At 76.8% G+C, this 18,111-nt stretch carries 8 protein-coding genes; all 8 read right to left on the bottom strand.

All coding sequences use genetic code 11. The features are described from left to right. Positions 1 to 4: 4 nt before the first annotated feature. The 8 genes from KO717_RS05430 to KO717_RS05395 are packed head-to-tail and all read right to left on the bottom strand — an operon-like array spanning position 5 to position 18,084. Entirely contained in the window at positions 5 to 1,291 is a 1,287-nt protein-coding gene (locus tag KO717_RS05430; RefSeq protein WP_301364718.1) for an alkaline phosphatase family protein, read from the bottom strand. Between the two features lie 56 nt (positions 1,292 to 1,347). After that, on the bottom strand, positions 1,348 to 2,397 hold the full coding sequence (locus KO717_RS05425) for a galactokinase (RefSeq protein ID WP_301364717.1): 1,050 nt from the start codon (positions 2,395 to 2,397) through the stop codon (positions 1,348 to 1,350). Next, a complete protein-coding gene (locus KO717_RS05420) occupies positions 2,394 to 4,259 on the bottom strand; it encodes a class I SAM-dependent methyltransferase (protein WP_301364716.1) in 1,866 nt (621 codons plus the stop codon). Before KO717_RS05420 ends, KO717_RS05425 begins: the two co-directional genes overlap by 4 nt. Further along, positions 4,256 to 5,431: a glycosyltransferase gene (locus KO717_RS05415; RefSeq protein WP_301374378.1), complete on the bottom strand. Its 1,176-nt coding sequence runs from the start codon at positions 5,429 to 5,431 to the stop codon at positions 4,256 to 4,258. Before KO717_RS05415 ends, KO717_RS05420 begins: the two co-directional genes overlap by 4 nt. 2 nt (positions 5,432 to 5,433) lie before the next feature. Further along, a complete protein-coding gene (locus KO717_RS05410) occupies positions 5,434 to 6,288 on the bottom strand; it encodes an alpha/beta fold hydrolase (protein WP_301364715.1) in 855 nt (284 codons plus the stop codon). A 7-nt stretch (positions 6,289 to 6,295) separates the two neighbouring features. Next, positions 6,296 to 6,616 (bottom strand): acyl carrier protein, encoded by a 321-nt coding sequence (locus KO717_RS05405; protein WP_301364714.1) that lies wholly within the window; start codon positions 6,614 to 6,616, stop codon positions 6,296 to 6,298. After that, positions 6,606 to 11,237 (bottom strand): type I polyketide synthase, encoded by a 4,632-nt coding sequence (locus KO717_RS05400; protein WP_301364713.1) that lies wholly within the window; start codon positions 11,235 to 11,237, stop codon positions 6,606 to 6,608. Before KO717_RS05400 ends, KO717_RS05405 begins: the two co-directional genes overlap by 11 nt. After that, complete coding sequence (locus tag KO717_RS05395) at positions 11,230 to 18,084, bottom strand: SDR family NAD(P)-dependent oxidoreductase (protein ID WP_437184469.1); 6,855 nt, start codon at positions 18,082 to 18,084, stop codon at positions 11,230 to 11,232. Before KO717_RS05395 ends, KO717_RS05400 begins: the two co-directional genes overlap by 8 nt. Between the last annotated feature and the right edge of the window lie 27 nt (positions 18,085 to 18,111).

Genomic DNA, 18,111 nt, shown 5'->3' with positions numbered 1-18,111 from the left:
CGGGCTAGAACCAGTTGACGGTGAGCGGGAACGCGGCGGTGACGGTGGTGCCCGTGGAGTCGGTGGCGGTCGCGGTGATCTGGACCGTGCCGCTGCCCCACGGTTTGCCGCTGATCCGGCCGGAGCCGGCATCGACGGTCAGGCCCCAGGGCAGGCCGGTGGCCGCGTACCGGACCGGAGGTCTGCCGCCGGTGGCGCTGAGCTGGATGGTGCAGGACTGGTTGAACTTGCAGGTCTGGGGGCCGGGGTCGGCCAGTTGCAGGCCGCCCGAGGTCGGTGTGGGCGTCGGAGTCGGAGTGGGAGTCGGCGTCGGCGTCGGAGTCGGCGTGGGGGTGGGGGTGGGTGTCGGGTCCGTGGAGGTGTCGAACACCTCGGTGATCGGCTGGACGTTGGCCGCGTTGCCCGCGTGCGTCGCCGTGCCGAACAGGTCCTCGAAGGTCCGCAGCAGATGGTGGTGGTTGAAGGCCGTGGCGTACTTGCCCGTCTTGACCTTCGCGCCGTAGAAGACGGTGGCGATCTGGTTCGAGCCCAGATAGTTGTCCTCGTCCCAGGTCAGGACCAGGAGGCTGTTGTTGGCCTTCGCCCACTGCGCGTAGGCGTCGATGTTGTTCCTGGTCCAGGTGTCTCCCGTGCCGACCGAGCACGAGTGCATGTCGTTGCACTGGTTGGGGACCACGAATGACAGGCTCGGCAGCGCCGCGAAGTTGTTCTGCGGGAACTGCGCCCAGGTCTTGCCCGTGTTCAGCGGCACGTTCTTGAAGGCGAACCACGGGTTGTGCTTCTGCGCGTACTGGCCGTTCGTGCAGGCCGTGGAACCCTCGCTCGGCAGGTCCTCGTTGTACGTCGCGAAGGTCTTGCCGGCCGCGATCAGCTCCTGGCCGAGGTTCGCCGCCGTCATCGACTGCGGGGTGTAGCAGCCGTCGCCCGTGATGCCCTGCGTGGCGCCGGAGAAGAGGTTGAAGTAGTTCGGCTGGCTCGGGTGGGTCAGCGCCTTCATCCCGGTCAGGCTCGCGCCGCCGTTCGCCAGCTGGTTGACGTACGGGGCGTTCGCGCTGCCGATGATCTCCCCGTACTGCTTGTTCTCGTACACGACGACCACCACGTGGTCGTACGCCGGCAGCGCGGCGGCCGCGGCCGCCACGGAGACGGAGGTGGAACCGGGCACGGCCGCCTCGGAGTTGGCCACGGTGAACGCGCCCAGCAGGCCGAGCGCGCCGATCCCGGCCATGAGCGCCGGCCATCGGGCCCCGCGTCTCGCGCGCGCCGTCGGTGAGGGTCGAAGGGTGGGCATGGGTGTTCTCCTCCTCGGTGTCGCCCGGGTCCGGCCCCGGGTCGTGGTCGTCGCGGTCATTCCTCGCGCCGGGCCGCACCGGCCACGGCGATGTTCAGGAACCGCGGTACGGGCCGCCCCCGGTCGCGGAAGTCCTCCGCCACCGCGGCCCGCACCGCCGCCAGACGCGCCTGGGGCAGCAGCACCAGCACGCTCCGCCCCGGCTCCCGCCCCTGCCCGGGCGGCCAGGCGCTCAGCGCTCCGGCCCGGCGGGCGCAGGAAACGGCCCGCGCCAGCTCCCGCGGCCGGTCCGCGGCCTCCCCACGAACGGCGACCAGCACCAGCCGCGCCCCGGACGCCGCCGGGTCGAAGGCGACGTGGCGCCGGCACCGCCGGGGCTCCGCGCTCAGCAGCAGGGCCCTGCCCGGCCGGGCGAAGAGCACCGCCCGGCGCAGTCCGTCGTCCCCGTCCGGCAGCGCACCGGCCAGCAGCCGGGCCAGCTGCTCACGGTCCGGCCCCGCACCCGCCCCCGTGTGCACGTCGGCCACCGCCAGCGCCACCGCGCACTCCGCGGGCTCCGCCGTGGCGAGCCCGGCGGCCCCCGTGAGCGAGCCCTGGACGTGCAGGTCGGTCCCGCCGGCGCCGTACCCGGCCCGGGCCAGAGCCCGCAGCACGGCGTACGGCCGGGCCGCCCAGGCGGGGGCGGCGGGCGGCGGCCCGGACAGGGTCAGCGGCAGATCGCAGCTGTCCGCGGGATGACCGAGGGAGCTGAGCCGCACCAGGCCGTCGGTGCGCGGGGCCGCCGCCGCGGCCGTCGGCCAGCCGGCCGCCGCGACCAGCCCGGGGGAGCCCAGGTGGAAGGCGTACGGCGCGCTCCACACGGCGGCCGGGGGCCGCCCGTGCGCGGCCTCCAGGGCGTAGGCGACGAGCCGGAACAGCGGGTCGGCCGTCGCCCGCCGGGCCAGGTCGCCTCCGGCGCGGTCGGCGGTCACGGTGGCGCCGGCCGGGGCGGCGGACCCCAGGGGCGGTACAGCGGCGGCGGACGTTCCGGCCGTGTCCCGGCGGGCCGCCGCGGAAGGGGGCCGCTTCCCCGTGGGCGGTCCGGCGTGGCCGGCCGTGCCCGTCACGGGGTGTCCTTGCGGGCCAGCATCCGGTAGGCGTTCCCGCCGTCCGTGCGCCGGGCCGCCACCGTGCGCAGCGTGTCGAGCGCCGCCGCGGCGGCGAAGCACGGCAGCGCCACCGCCCGTACGGCGTGGGCGAGGAGCCGGGCGTGCGGCGTGGGCCCCGGGCCCCACGGCCGGTCCGGATCCGGGGCCAGCCGCGTCGCCGCGAGGGCCACCGCACCGAAGAAGTCGTTGCCCTGGTGGGCCGGTCCGTGCTCCTCGGCGACGACGGTGAACCCCAGGTCGGCCAGCGCCTCGCGCAGATTGGCGGCGGGCATCAGGTGCTGGTGCTGGGGCTGGAACCAGGGCAGCCACAGGGGGCCGAGGAGCCGGGCCATCCGTGACTGCGGGTCGGGCAGCTCGATGGCCAGGAACCCGCCGGGGGCGAGCACGGTGGCCGCCGCGTCCAGCTCGGGGAGCGGCTCCCGGGTGTGCTCCAGGTAGTGGTACATGCTGACCACCTCGTACTGGCCCGTCAGCTTCGGGGCGAACTCCGGGAACTGGCCCAGGTATCCGGTCTCCACCCAGCCGCGGCGCTCGGCCTCGCGCACCCCGTCACCCATGTCGAGCCCGTCGAACCGGGTCCGCGGCCAGACCTCCCGCGCCGCGTTGCAGAAGTGGCCGTGCCCGGTGCCGACATCGAGCCAGGACGCCGGGTCGGCGTGCGGGAGGAGCATCTCGGCGCGCCCCCGGTAGGCGGCGCCCAGCCTGCCGAAGACCGTACCCGCGCCCTCGCCGCCCCGCCCGTCGTAGAAGTCCCGGTAGTAGAAGTCCAGCCCCTCCGCGGTCAGCCTGGGGTTCTGGAAGACGTGCCGGCACTCCCCGCACCGCTCCAGCGTGAAACGGCCCGGCTTGCCCTGGAGCAGATCGGGCACCCGGACCTGGACGGTGAGCCGGCCGGAGCCGCACCACGGGCAGGCCGTGCGGCGCGGTTCGAAAAACCGCCCGGTCCCCGCCGCCAGGTCCTCCCGGTACGCGGCGGCCCGCGCGGCCTCCGCCGCGCCGTCCGCCGGGGCGTCCCGGCCGGCCGCCGCGGCCGTACGCAGGCCCGCGCCGAGGGAGCGCACCGGCCGGGCCGCCGTGGCCCGGCCCAGACCGGCGGGGCGCAGCGCGGAGCCCAGCCCGCCGAGGACCAGGTACGGCTGGAGCCAGTACAGCCCCGCGGCGGCCGCGCCCCACCGGCCTTGGCGTACGGCGACCCCCGCGAGCAGCGCCAGCCCGCCGAGCTGAGCGGCGGCCAGCGCCCCCGGCGGCAGCCCCTGGGCCCGCAGCTCGGCGGCCCGCGCCGGGCCGCCGGGCTCCCCGGCCCCGCCGCAGCTCAGGCCGGGGGCGACGGCCAGCCCCGTGGCATCGGCGGCGTACTCCTTCAACCGGCGCGTCAGCGCAAGGAGTTCCGCCGGATCCCGGCGCGGCCCGCCCGGATCCACCCCGGCCCGGGCCAGCACCTCCTCGGTGACGAGCACGGCGAACCCGGCCCCGCGGCCCTCGCCGAGCCGGTCCTGCCGGTACCGGGCCGGGTCGACCAGCCGCAGCAGCCCCAGCGCCCGCTCGGCGGGCAGGTCCACGGGCAGCAGGTCCAGGACCCGCAGGCCTTCCCCCTCGGCATACGCGCAGGCCGCGAGGAAGGTGGCCGGATCCGGCTCGACCCCCCGGGCGGTGAGCAGCCGCCACCCGGCGGCGCGCGGCACCCCGGCCGCCACGGGCGGGGTCGCCGGCAGCACCGGGATCGCCCGCAGCCGGCGCCTGGCGCGTACGGTGCCCGCGCCGAGGGCGGCCAGCAGCAGGGCGGAGGTCCACGGGACCCGGGAGAGCGGGGGTGGCGTCATAGCAGTTTCTCCAACCGGTCGGCCGCGGCGGCGGCCCCGCCCGCCGCGGCGAATGAGGCCTGGATCCGCCGGGCGGCCCGGCGGGGACCGGGGTCGTCCAGCACGGCGGTGAGCGCGTCACGCAGTTCCTCGGCCCGGGTCCGGCCGAACCGCACCCGGACGCCGGCCCCGGCCAGGGCCACCTGCCGGGCCACGATCGGCTGGTCGTCCCGGATCGGGGCGACCACCAGCGGCAGCCCGTGCGCGAGGGCCTCGCACACGGTGTTGTGGCCCGCGTGGCAGACCACCGCATCCAGGTGCGGCAGCAGCTCCAGCTGCGGGACGCTCTCCTGGAGCAGCAAGTGGTCCGGCGCCGCCCCGATCAGGGCGGAGGGCGCCGCCAGGACGAACTGGACCTCCCCGGCGAGCCGTTCGGCGGCGCCCAGCACCGCGCCGTAGAACCGGGCCCCGGCCGCCTGGTTGAGGGTGCCCAGGGACACCAGCACCCGCCGCCGCCCCGGGTCCAGCCGCTGCCAGGGGAATCCGGGCGCCGGCGGCCGGGCCCCGAAGGCCGGCCCCACGAAGGCGTAGTGGGGAGGGAAGTCCTTTCCCACGCCGACGAGTTCGGGAGTGGAGAAGACCAGCACCAGCCGCTCGGAGAACCGCGGGTCCCAGTCCGCACGGCCCCCCGCGTCCCGCGCCGCGCCGAACTCCGACAGCAGGCCCGAGATCTGCCCGGACACCCACTCCCCGACCTTCGGGAAGTCCGCGAAGGGCCGGGTCAGCTCGGCCGAGGTACTGGCCGACGTCACCCACGGGACCCCGAGCCGCCGGGCCACCAGCGGCCCGGCCAGGGCCTGCTGGTCCGCGACCAGCACATCCGGCCCGAACGCGCGCACGGCCCGGGCCACCCCCGGAACCATCGCCCGGGCCAGCGGCACCAGCGCCTCCTCCCACAGGAACCGCAGCGCACCGACCCCGCGCAGATCGCGCCAGCTCTCGTGCAGCGCCGCGTATCCGCCGGCGCCCAGTTCCTCCCCGGCGGGCAGGATCCGGGCCTGCGCGGGCAGCAGCCGGGCCAGCGCCGAGGCCGGTCCCGTCCAGGCGACCTCGTGCCCCCGGGCGGCCAGTTCGGCCCCGACGGCCACGGTCGGATTGACGTGCCCCGCCAGCGGCGGCACGGTGAACAGCACCCTCACGGGACCAGAGCTCCCACCCGCGGCCCCGTCGCCGTCGCCGCACCGGCCGCCGTCGGCGTGCCGGCCGTCGCGTCGAGATGGGCGAGCACGGTCTCCCGCAGGACCCCGCTGCTCTCCTTCAGGACGTCGTGCCCCAGGTCCGGCAGGATCCGCAGCGCCCCCTGCGGGGCGTGGCGCGCCAGCTCCCGCCCGCCCGCGAGCAGTTCGGAATGCTCGCCGCAGACCACCAGGACCGGGCAGCGCAGGCGGGCGTGGTCCGCCGGGGTGAACACGCGGCTCGCCGCGATGTCGTCGATGAGCGTGGTGCGGTTGAGGAGGGCGTCGGCGACGGCCGTCAGGTTGGCGGCCTTGCGCAGGCGCAGAGAGGCCAGCTCGGTGGGGACCGTGCTGTCCTCCAGGCTCAGCGCGGCGGCCGACAGGGTGTCCACCATGTTCTCCACCCAGGCGCCGCCGAGCGGCGGTTCGAGGAGGGTGAGCCCGGCGACCAGGTCCGGCCGGGCCAGGGCGGCGTGCAGGGCGAGGGTCCCGCCGTAGCTGTTGCCGACCAGGTGGACCGGGCGCTGCCCGAGGTCCAGCGCGCCGAGCAGGCCGAAGAGGTCCCGTACGGCGGTGCGGCTGTCGTATCCGGACCCCGGACGCTCGGTGCGGCCGTGGCCGCGCAGGTCGTAGAGGACCGCCTCGTGGCCGGCCCGGGCCACGGGCAGGGCCAGGGGGCAGTAGAAGGAGGACAGGTTGTCGACGACCAGCCCGTGCAGGAACACCACGACGGGCCGGTCGGGGGCGTCGGCGCCGGCGGTGGCCGGGAGCCGCTGGACGTGGAAGCGCAGGGAGCCCGCGCGGACGAAGGCCATGGCCGGCTCAGCCGGCCGACGCGGGGGAGGACCCCGCCGCGGCCCGGGCCAGGGAGGTGTGGGTGATCCGGCCGATGTGGGTGACGAGCTCGCCGACGGACATGGCCAGGATGGCGTCCATGTCCTTCTCGGCCAGGAAGCCCATCAGGTCCACCTCGGCGCCGTAGCGGTGGTGGAGCAGCTCGGCGAGGGCGACGAACTCGATGCTCTCCAGGGCGAGATCCTCGTTGAACGTCGTCTTCATCGTGACCTCCTCCGCGAGCAGGTACTCGTCGCCGACGATCTCCACGAGCATGCCGGTGATCTCGGCGAGGATGTCAGTTGCCATGACGTGCCTCCGTGAGGGGAAGGGGGACGGGTACGGGGGAGCGCGCCGCGAGGTGGGCGGTCCAGGCGACGACGTGGTCGGGCGCGGTGTCGGTGAGCGGGGCGGTGAGCGGTGTGGTGCGGATCGGGTACGGGTCCCCCTCGGGGGAGGTCACGATCAGCGCGCCGGAATCCGGGTCACCGGCCACCCGCCAGTCCAGCGGGCGGCCGCCCAGCCCGCCCCCGGCCGCCTTGGCCGCGGCCTCCTTCGCGCACCACAGGGCGGTGAGCGCGGCGGGCAGACCGGTGCCCTCGCGGGCGGCCAGCCCCTCGGCGAGGCGGAGTTCGGCCGGCCCGAGGGCGATCCGGATCAGCGCGTCCGGGTCGGCGGTCACCTGCTCCACATCGATGCCGACCGCCCGGTCCGGGTGGGCCAGGGCGACCGCGATCCGGTCCTTGTGCGCGATCGACAGCCGGAAGCCGCGGGTCAGCGGGGACCGGGGCACCGGCCGGCCCGCGGGGTCGTTGCCGATCGGCACCTCCGCGGGGAACACCGGCCCGGCTCCGCCGTCCCACAGAAGCTGCCGTAGCGCATCCTTGGCCGCGATCCGGCCCAGCAGCCATGGCGCCCGGCCGCGCGGCGCCAGCCGCTCGTAGGCCGCCCGTTCGGCGGCGCCGAGGTAGCGGCGCATCACCAGTTCCTGCGAGGCGGGATCGTTCCAGCGGCGCCGGGCCAGGCACCAGCCCTCGGGCCGGGGTTCGCCGATCCCGCACACCTCCGGGGTGAACTTCATCGGCCAGACCCGCTCGTCGGCGCCGAACCGGCGGTACGTCCACCCCTCGATCCGGGCCCACACCCCGCCGCCCGCCCCGCGCAGCTCGATGTCACCGCGCACGGTGACGTCCTGCACCGAGCGGATCCGGGCCGTGGCGGTCACCAGCTCCGGCGGAGCGGGCGGGGGCCCGTAGAACCGGATGCGGTCCACAGTGGCCGGGAACACCAGCCGGTCGACCGGCAGGCGCAGCTGCATCCAGTGCCCGAAGAGCTGCCCGGCGGCGTCGAGCAGCGCGCCCGGGTCGGGCAGTGCCCGCAGGACCCCCTGGATGCCGTCCGAGCCGACCGACCGGACCTCGTGCACCCCGGCGAAGCGCGGGCCGTGGAACATCCACCGGTCCCGGTACAGGGCCTCGGCGCTGACCGGGGCCGGTCCGGGGTCGCGCAGGGGCGTGCCGTCGGGTGCGGGCGGCTCCCCGTACCGCTCGCCGAGCAGCACGACCACCGAGGCGTACTCCCCGAGGCCGACCCGCATCCGGCCCGGCCCGTCACCGCTGACGGTGACCTCGACGTCGACGGCCGGTTCGACCGCCAGCCACCGCAGGGCGCGTACGTCCTCGTAGCCGATGACGGCGAGGCCGGGCGGGGCGTGCCGTCGGGCGGCCCCGGCCGCCAGCTCCAGCATGGTGGTCATGGGGACGACGGGGAACCGGTCGGAGTCCTCCGGCCAGCCGTCGGGCTGGAGGTACACGCAGTGGTCCCGTACGTAGGGGAGCGCGGCCAGGGACAGCCGCAGGAGCTGCTTCCCCGCGGCCCTTCCCGAACCACCGGTGTCCGGGGCCGGAGGCGGGACGGGCGCCGGCGCCTTCGGCGGCCCTGCGGCCGACCAGGCCTCGGTGACGGCCCGGGCAGCCGAGCCCGCGTCGGCCAGCACCGCGTCCAGGGCGGACAGCAGTACGGGGCGGGCCGCTCCGGCCGCCGCGGACAAGGGCGCCGGGGCGGGGGCGGGGGCGGCGGCCGGGGCGGCGGCCCGGTCCGGGGCCGGGGCCGGGGCGAGAAGGCCGCTCAGGGAGGCGCGGGCCGACTCGCCCAGGCGGACCAGCGGGGACCCCAGCTGCAGGGCCATGCGGAGGTCCGGTCCGGCGGGGGCCGGCTGTGGCGCGGCAGGGCCGGGCCGCGGCGCCGAACCGGCCGCCGGGGCCGCCTCGGCCAGGAGCCCCCACCGGGGCGCGTACCCCTCGGTCCAGAGCGCCGCGCACGTGCGGCGGAGGGCCGCCAGGCCCGGCAGGCGCGGCGAGGAGGTGGAGACCGACAGATGCGGGCGCTCGCGCAGGGTGTCCTCCACGAAGCCCGGCAGGCTGCCCGGGCCCAGCGTGACGAAGCCGCGCACCCCCTCGTCCTCGTACAGCCGCAGGGTCAGCTCGCGGAAGCGGACCGGCTCCAGCAGATGCCGTACGACCAGGTCGCGTACGTCCTGCGGCGCGGGCGGGAACGGCGCGCACGTGGTGGCCGACCACACCGGGAGCGCCCCGGGCCGCAGCGGCAGCCGGTCGAAGGCGGCCCGGACCTGCCCGAGGTACGGCTCCCACATCGGGGTGTGGAAACCCGAACGGAACGGCAGCTCCTGGCCGAGCACCCCGTCACCGCGCAACCGTGCCACGGCGGCCGCCACCTGCTCCGGATCCCCGCAGATCACCGACTGGTGCGGGCAGTTGTCGTGGCTGACCACCACCCCGTCCAGGTCGTGGAGCGCGGCCCGGGCCCGCGCCGCGCCGCAGCCCAGCGCCGCGTACACGAGGTCCGGGACCCGGAGATCACCCGGGCGCAGTGAGCCGAGGAAGGTGTCGGCCGCCTCCTGCGGGTACATGCCGGCGGCCACCATCGCCGCCCACTCGCCCAGGCTGTGACCTGCCAGCACATCGGCCTCGACGCCCAGTGCGGGCAGGACGCGGGCGAAGAACCGGCCCGTCGCGATCGCGTCGAGGGCCCGCTCCACCAGGGACTCGCCGCGGGTCAGCCGGGGCGCCGGCAGCGCGAACCGCTCCGCCACGTCGTCCACCACGGGGGCGAACTCCGGCTCCAGACCCGGGAACAGGAACGCCATCCGGCCGCCCAGCGGTTCCGGGGCGAACCACACGTCCCCGCGCCCCCGCCACGGCCGGCCGCGCGCCACCACCTTGGCGGCCAGCGCGAGCCGCTGGGGCGTGGGCCCGACCACCGCGACCCGGCAGGGCCCGTCGCCGCCGGACACCGGGACGGCAGCCGCCAGCCGGGCCGACAACTGCGCCGGAGTGTCGGCGCCGACGAGGAGTACGTCGCCTCCCGCGGCCGGGCCCACCGGCGCGGCCGGGGCTCCCAGCGGCAGGAACCGGCGCACCGGAGCCACCCGGGCCGGGCCGGGGACCGCTGCGGGAGCCGGGCGCGAGGCCGTCGGAGCCTCCTCCAGCACCACATGGGCGTTGATCCCGCCGAAGCCGAACGCGTTGACCCCGGCCCGGCGCGGCTGCGGCCCGCGCTCCCACGGCTCGGCCGCGCCCACCGGCCGCATCCGCGTCCGGGCCAGGTCCGGGTGCGGCTCCTCGATGTGCAGCGTCGGCGGCAGCACCCCCTCGTACACGGCGAGCGCGGCCTTGATCAGCCCGGCCATGCCCGAGGCCTGCATGGTGTGCCCGAGCATCGACTTCACCGAGCCGAAGCCGATCCCGCGCCCGCTCCCGGGCTCCGGTGGGCCGAACACCTGCGCCAGGGTGTCGAGTTCGGCCGCGTCACCGACCGGGGTGCCCGTGCCGTGCGCCTCCAGCAGCCCCAGTGCGCCCGGCGCCCGCGGATCCAGCCCGGCCTGACGCCAGGCCCGTTCCAGGGCCTGCACCTGGCCCGCGACCAGCGGGCTCATCAGGCTCGCCGCTCGGCCGTCCCCGGCCACGCCCGTGCCGCGGATCACCGCGTACACGCGGTCGCCGTCGCGCTCCGCGTCCTCCAGCCGCTTCAGCAGCACCACCCCGGTGCCCTCGGACAGCAGGGTTCCGTCGGCCCGGCGGTCGAAGGGCCGGATCCGCTCGCTCGGGCTGAGCGCCCGCAGCTGCGTGAACACGCTCCACAGCGTCGCGATGTGACAGTGGTGGACCGCCCCCGCGACGACGGCGTCGCAGCGCCCGGCGGCCAGCAGCCCCACCGCCTGGTCCACCGCCAGCAGGGAGGAGGCGCACGCCGCGTCCAGGGTGTAGGCGGGCCCGCGGAAGTCCAGCCGGTTCGCGGTCCGGGCGGCGGTGAAGCTCGGCACCAGCCCGATCGACGCGTCCGGCCGCTCCGGCCCGAGCGCATCCTGGAACGCCGAGCGCACCGCCGCGATCCGCCGCTCACCCAGCTCGGGCGCCAGCTCCCGCAGGGTCTGGGCCAACTGGTGTGCCGTACGCACCCGTTGGTCGAGCCGCGCGGTGGCCACCCCCATGAACCCGCCGCGTCCCAGCACCACCCCGATCCGCGACCGGTCGGCGGGCAGCCGGGCCTCGCCGCCCGCGTCGGCGATCGCCTCGGCCGTCGCGTGCAGGGCCAGCATCTGGTCCGGCTCGGCCCCCTCCACGGCGGCCGGCATGATCCCGAACCGGGTCGGGTCGAAGGCGGCGAGACCGTCGACGAAGCCGCCCCGCCGGCAGTAGAACCGGTCGCCCGCCACCGGTCCGGTCGCGCCCTGCGGGTCGTAGTACACCTCGGGGTCCCAGCGCTCGGGCGGAACTTCGCGGATGCAGTCCGTACCGGCGAGCAGATTGCGCCGGTACGCGGCCAGATCGGCGGCCCCGGGGAACACCGCACCCATCCCCACGATCGCGGCATCGGCCGGGCGCGGGCCGCGCCGCTCTCCGTCACGCATCGCCCCGGCCCTCCTCCGCCATCAGGACCACCTGTACGTCGTTCCCGTACGCCAGTTCGTCGAGGAACGCGGCGGTCCCCGCCTCCGGTGCGATGAGCGGGATCCCGCGCCGGAGGTACGCACGCTCCAGCTCGGGGCTGACCATCCCGCCCGCCTCCGCCGCCCAGGGGCCCCAGTCGACGGCCAGCACCCGGCCCGGGAAGGACGCCGCCCAGGTGTGCGCGAGGCCGTCGAGGGCGTCGTTGGCCGCGGCGTAGTCGCACTGGCCGCGGTTGCCGTACACCCCGGCCACGCTTCCGAACAGCGCCAGGAACCGGGGCGCGGGCCGGTCACCGTGCTCGGCCGCCGCGGCGGCCAGGTGGCGGGCCCCGTCGACCTTGGTGGTGAACACCGCGGTGAAGTCGGCGGGTTGCTTGTCCCGCAGCAGCCCGTCCCGCAGCACGCCGGCGCCGTGCACGATGCCGTCGAGGCGGCCGTGGCGCTCCCGTACGCCGGCCACGACCGCCCGGACGGCCCGCTCGTCGGTGACGTCCGCGCAGTGGTACCGGACGGAGGCGGCCGCCGCGCTCAGGGCGGCCAGGGTGGCCCGTACCTCGCGCTCGGCGAGGATCCGCGAGGCCGCCGCCTCGATCTCCGCGGGCGTGCGCAGCCCTGCCGAGATCAGGGCGGCACGCAGCGCGACCCGGTCCTGCGCCTGGGCGAACTCGTCGGTGACGGTGATGGGTTCGGGGGTGCGGCCGACCAGTTCCACGTGGCATCCGGTGGCGCGGGCCAGGGCGAGCGCGGTGCGGGCGGTGATGCCGCGGGCCCCGCCGGTGAGCAGGACCACAGCGTTCCGGTCCAGGAGCGGGGGGCCGTCGGGGCCGGCCGGCAGGGGGGCGGGGACCGGGAGACGGGCCACTCGGGCGCCCTCGGCGGTGTAGCCGACGGAGGTGCCGTTGCCGCGGCCGTTGCCGCTTCCGCCGGTGTCGTCGGCCAGTTCCGCGACCAGTTGGGTCGCGATGCGTTCCGGGTCCTCCTTGGGCTGGATGTGCACGGCGCGCACCAGAGCGTCGGGGTATTCGAGGGCCGCGCTGCGGGCGAAGCCGTGCAGACCGGCGCCGGAGGTGCCGGGCCCGGTGACGAGCAGCAGCCGTGGGGTTCCGGTCGTCAGGGCCTGCCGGAGCCCCGGGAAGGCTTCGGGCAGGACGGGGCCGGAGGTGGTGCGCAGCGCGGAGAGGTCGACGAGGCCGTCGAAGCCGGGCTCGGCCGCGGGGAGGAGGGCCGGCTCGGCGCCGAGGGCCTCCAGGGCCGCCGCGAGGGCGGGGGCGATGCCCCGGCCGTCCTCGACGAGGCCGATGCGCAGGCCGCGCAGGGTCTCCGGGGCGGCGTCGGGCGCCGGTACGGGGACGAGGTCCACCCGGAGCCGGCTCACCGGTGCCGCGGGTCGCGGATCGGCAGTGGGCAGGGGGCTGTCGCCGGGTCCGGTGGGTGCCGCCGGTGTGCGGGCGGTGATCCAGGCGACGATGCCGCGCAGGGTCTTGATCCGGGACAGCTCCTCGACCGCGGACTCGGCGGAGCCGCCGCCCGGGTCCCGGGGGAGTCCGATCCGGTCGGCGAGGGCGCCGATGATCTCCACCCGCTTGATGGAGTCGATGGAGAGGTCCGCCTCCAGGTCCAGTTCGGGGTCGAGCATGTCCCGGGGATATCCGGTCCGGGTGTGGACGATCTCCAGGACGAGGTCCATGACCTCGTCGGCGGTGCGGGGACCCGGCCGGGCGGGGGCGGGGGCGGGGTCGGCGGGGTGGGCGGTTCCGGCGGGGCCGGGCGCGCGCCGGGGCGTCTCCTCGGGCGCCGAACGTGACGAGGGGTCGGAAGGCGCGGCGGCAGTGCGTTCGGCACCCTGCGGGGATCGCCCCGGCACACTCCCCGCCCCACCGGTGCCGCTCTGGGGATCCGCCGGCAGGGAGCCCAGGTAGCCGAGGAGGACGTTCCGTTGGGCCTCGACCAGTTCGCGGGTGCCCCGGAGGTACTCCAGCACCGCCTCCTCCCGGCGGTCGGATCCGGAGACCGCTGCCGTGTCCGCCGGAGCCACCCGGCGGGCCGGGCGGAGGCCGCCCGGGACCGGTGCGCCGTCCGCGGTGCGGACCAGGTGGCCGTCCACCAGCCAGCCCGGTCGCCGCGGGGCGTGCTCCGGGAGGCGGGAGGTACGGCCGCGGAAGAGGGCCTGTGGTGTCACCGCAACGCCTGCCGCCATGAGTTCGGCCACCGCCGTGACCAGCCTGAGCAGGCCGTGCTCGCCGGGCACGTCCAGCGGGACCACCGTGTGCGGCCGGCCGGAGAGGATCCGGCCGACCAGACCGGACAGGACCCGGCCGGGCCCCGCCTCCACGAACGTCCGGACACCGGCCGCGTACATGGCCTCCACCTGCTCGACGAACCGGACCGGCTCCGCGACCTGGCGTGCGGCAAGGCTTCGTATGTCTTCGGGGGGTGTCGGATACCGGTCTGCCGTCGTGTTCGACCAGATTTCGGTGTGGGGAGTCCGTATCGGTGTCGTCGCCAGTTCCGATGCGAGGCTTCCGGCCGCTCCTGCCACCACTGGGCTGTGGAAGGCGCAGGCCACGGGGAGGAGGTCGGCCGAGAAGCCTGCCTCGTGCAGGGCCGTCAGCGCCCTGGACACGGCCGCCGTCGGGCCCGAGATCACGCACTGCCGGGGCGCGTTGTGGTTCGCCACCACGCATCCGGTGCGGGCCGCGATCTCCCGTACCTCCTGCGGCGCGGCCGACACCGCCGCCATCGATCCCGGATCGGCGCCGGCGGCCGCCACGATCGCCTCGGCCCGGCGCGTGCTCAGCCGCAGCAGGCTCTCCGTGTCGTAGGCCCCGGCCGCCCACAGTGCGGTGAGCTCCCCGTACGAGTGCCCGGCCACGCAGTCCGGCCGTACGCCGAGCTCGCCGAGCAGCAGGTGCGCCGCCGCCCCCGCGAGGCCGAGTGCCGGCTGTGCGATGCGGGTGTCGGTGACGGCCGCCCGCTGCGCCGTTCGGCCTTCCGCGGTGAATGCCGCCGGCGGGAACATCGCCGACACCACCGGGGGCGGGGCCGAGTCCAGCAGCTCGCGCAGGGCGGGGAAGGCGGTGAAGAGGCCGGCGAGCATGCGCGGGCGCTGGCTGCCCTGGCCGGGGAAGAGGAACGCCACCTTGCCCGGCTCCGCGGTCTCCTCCCGTACGTGGACCCCCGCGCCCGGGGTGAAGGTGCGGGCCTGCTTCAGGCGGGCCGCCAGTTCGTCCAGGTCGCCCGCCACCACCGCCACCATGACCGGGCCGGGGGCTGCGGCGGCGGTCTCCGCCGCCAGGTCCCGCAGGGCCCAGGGGCGTCCGGCCGCGTCGTTCTCCTCCAGCCGCGCCGCGAGCCGGGCCATCGCCCGGCCCGCCGCCCGCCGGTCCTCGCCGCGGAAGCAGAACAGCTCCGCCGGCCACTCCTCCAGCCCGTGCCGGGGCTCCGCCGAGCCCCCGTGACCGGCCAGCACGGCGTGGTAGTTGGTGCCGCCGAAGCCGAAGGCGCTGACCCCGGCGAACCGCCGCTGAGCGGGCACCGGCCAGGGCCGGGCCTCGCTGTCGAAGGAGAACGGGCTGGTCTCCGCCCGCCAGGCCGGGTTGGGCGTGTCGATGTGCAGGGTCGGGGGCCGCACGCCCGTGTGGACCGCCCGGGCCGCCTTGATCAGCCCGGCCAGCCCGGCGGCGCACTTGGTGTGCCCGAGCTGCGATTTCACGGAGCCCAGCGCGCAGGACCCGGGCTCGGCCCCGGAGGCGGTGAACAGCTCGGTCAGCACGGCGAGTTCGGTACTGTCCCCGACGACCGTGCCCGTGCCGTGCGCCTCGATCAGGCCCACCTCGCCGGGGGTGACGCCGGCCCGGGCGTACGCCCGCTCCAGGGCCCGCCGCTGTCCTTCCGGCCGGGGCGCGGTCAGGCCGAGGGAACGGCCGTCGCTGGCGGCGCCCACCGCCTTGATCACCGCGTACACGCGGTCGCCGTCGCGTTCCGCGTCCGCGAGCCGCTTCAGGACCAGCGCGCCGACGCCCTCGCCGAGCGCGATCCCGTCGGCGGCCGCGTCGAAGGGCCGGCAGCGGCCGCCGGGCGACAGGGCGCGGACGGAGGCGAACATCAGGTAGTCGTTGATGCCGTTGTGCACATCGGCGCCTCCGCACAGCACCATGTCGCTGTCGTGGTCGCGCAGTTGGCGGCAGGCGAGGTCCAGCGCGGCGAGCGAGGAGGCGCAGGCGGCGTCGACCGTGCAGTTCGCGCCGCCCAGGTCGAGGCGGTTGGCGACCCGCCCGGCGATGACGTTGGCGAGGATCCCGGGGAAGGAGTCCTCGGTGAGGCGCGGCAGCTGCTCGTCCAGCTCGGCCGGGAGCTCTCCCAGGTAGGCGGGGTGCAGGGCGCGCAGCCCGTAGGCGCCGGCGAGTTCCGTACCGGCCTCCGCGCCGAAGACCACCGAGGTCCGGGACCGGTCGAAGGCGCGGTCCTTGCCGTAGCCCGCGTCCCCGAGGGCCCGCGCCGAGATCTCCAGGGCCAGCAGCTGCACCGGCTCGATCCCGGCGAGCGAGGCGGGCGGGATGCCGTGCGCGAGGGCGTCGAAGGGCACCGGGCCGAGGAAGCCGCCCCAGCGGGAGGGGGTGCGCTCACCGGCCCGCGCCGGGTCGGCGTCGTAGTAGAGCGCCGGGTCCCAGCGTTCGGCCGGCACCTCGGTGACGGCGTCGGTCCCGGCGAGCACCATGGCCCAGTAGGCGGCGAGGTCGGGGGCGCCCGGGTAGGCGCAGGCCATTCCGACGATGGCGATGTCGAGCGGGTCCGGCGCGTGCGGCGCCCGCTCCGCGGACGGCCCGGCGGCGGCGAGTTCGCGGGCCCGCCGTTCCAGCAGGGCGGTGGCCCCGTCGGTGACCTGGGCGTGCAGCGCGGCGATCGTGGTGGTGCCCGTGCGCAGGGCGGCGGCCTGGCCCAGCATGAACAGGCCGTCGGTCCGCTGTTCTTCCTCGGCGACCGGTTCGAGACCGGTTCCGTCGGGGCTTCGGCGCAGGCCCTTGCTGGCGATCCGCAGCCGCCCCAGGTTCAGCCGCTCCAGCTCCTCCCACATCGTGCGCGGCTCGACGCCGCTCTCCGCGAGCCGGTGGCGGGTCGCCTCGAAGGCCGCGGCGTACGGGGTGGCCGCGCACCGGGTGGCGTGGCCGGGCGCGGTGCGCAGCAGGACGGTTTCCGCACACTCCAGCGCCGCCCGCTGGAAGCCCGGCCGGATGGCGCCCGCCGCCACGGCCTCCTCGGTGAACAGGTAGGCGGTGCCCATGAGGACGCCGATCCGCGCGCCCCGGGCGGCCAGCGGGGCCGCGGCGGCCACCGCCATCGCGGCGGACCGTTCGTCGTGGATGCCGCCCGCGAACAGCACGTCCAGGGCTTCGGGTTCGGGGCAGGCGAGCAGGCGTTCGATCTGCTCCTCCCACAGGGGGAACGAAGCGCGCGGCCCGACGTGTCCACCGCATTCCAGCCCCTCGAACACGAACCGCCGCGCCCCCTCGGCGAGGTACCGATCCAGCAGGCCGGGGGAGGGCACGTGCAGGTGGGTACGGATCCCGGCGGCCTCCAGCGGGGCCGCCTGCGCCGGGGTACCGCCCGCGATGATCGCGCAGGGCGGGGCCGCCTCGGTCACGGCCGCCAGCTGCGCCCGGCGCAGCTCGGGCGGGGCGAAGCCGAGCAGTCCCACGCCCCAGGGGAGGTCCCCGAGCCGCTCGGCCGTCTCCGCCAGCAGCCGGCGTACGTCGGGGCCCTCCATCACCGCGAGCGCGAGGTACGGGACCCCGCCCGCCGCGGCCACCGCCGCGGCGAAGGCCGCCTGGTCGCTCACCCGGGTCATCGGGCCCTGCGCGACGGGGAGCGGCCGTGCCAGGGGCCGGGCCCGTACGGCGGCCTCCAGATGCCCGGCGACGGCCGCCCGTACGGCCTGCAGGACGCCGCCCGTGGTCCGGTACCGCGCGGCCAGCCGGGCCGCCGAGGCGCCGTCCTGCCCGACCGGCAGCAGCTGGGTCCGCAGGTCGCGGGCGCCGAGCAGGGTGGGGACGGGCCCCTCGGGCGGGGTCAGGTCGGGCCGTGCGAACACCCGGTGCCCGTCGGCCGTCCGGGTCTCGGAGCCGTCCATCGCCCGCAGCGCGGCAGCGACTTCCTCCGGCAGCCCGGCCTCGCCCTCCGCGGTCAGGGCCAGTTGTACGTCGAGCAGTACCCCGGCGGCCCCGCCCGCGACGGCCGCGGCCGCCGTGTGCGGGCCGATCCCGCCGAAGGCCCGTACGGGTACCCGGAGCACGGGGTCGCCGAGGAGCTGCTGGAGCAGGACGAAGGTGGTGGCCGGGCCCACCCGGCCGCCCCCCTCGTGGCCCTTGGCCACCAGCGCGTCCGCCCCGGCGGCCACGGCCGCCCTGGCCTCGGCCGCGCCGGTGACCTCGGCCCACACCCGGGGCCGCCCGGCCGCCGCGGCCCATGCGGCCACCTGCTCGGCGGTGTGCGAGGCGGGGTCGGCGAGCAGCACGGTGTCCACCGCGGCGGGCAGCTCCCCGGGACCGAGCGGGCAGCCGGCCGGCACCCGCACCCCGTACCGGGCGCCCGCGCCGAGCCGGCGGCCCAGCTCCGCGACACCGCGCCGCGCGGCGTCGGCGTCCCGGCCGAGGTCGAGCAGGCCGAGGGCCCCGGCGCGTTCGGCGGCGATCACGACGGCCGGGTGGGGTTCCTCGAAGGGGCTCACCGCGACGACCAGGTCACGGGTGGCGGCGGCGGGCTGCGGGTGCTGGGGGGTCACGGGCGCTCCTCTTCCAATGCTGTGTGACATGGCGCAGTGCGGGACGGAAGGAAGGAC

The organism is Streptomyces xanthophaeus, assembly GCF_030440515.1.
GTDB classification, from domain to species: domain Bacteria; phylum Actinomycetota; class Actinomycetes; order Streptomycetales; family Streptomycetaceae; genus Streptomyces; species Streptomyces kutzneri.
This window is presented reverse-complemented; position numbering and strand designations above follow the sequence as displayed.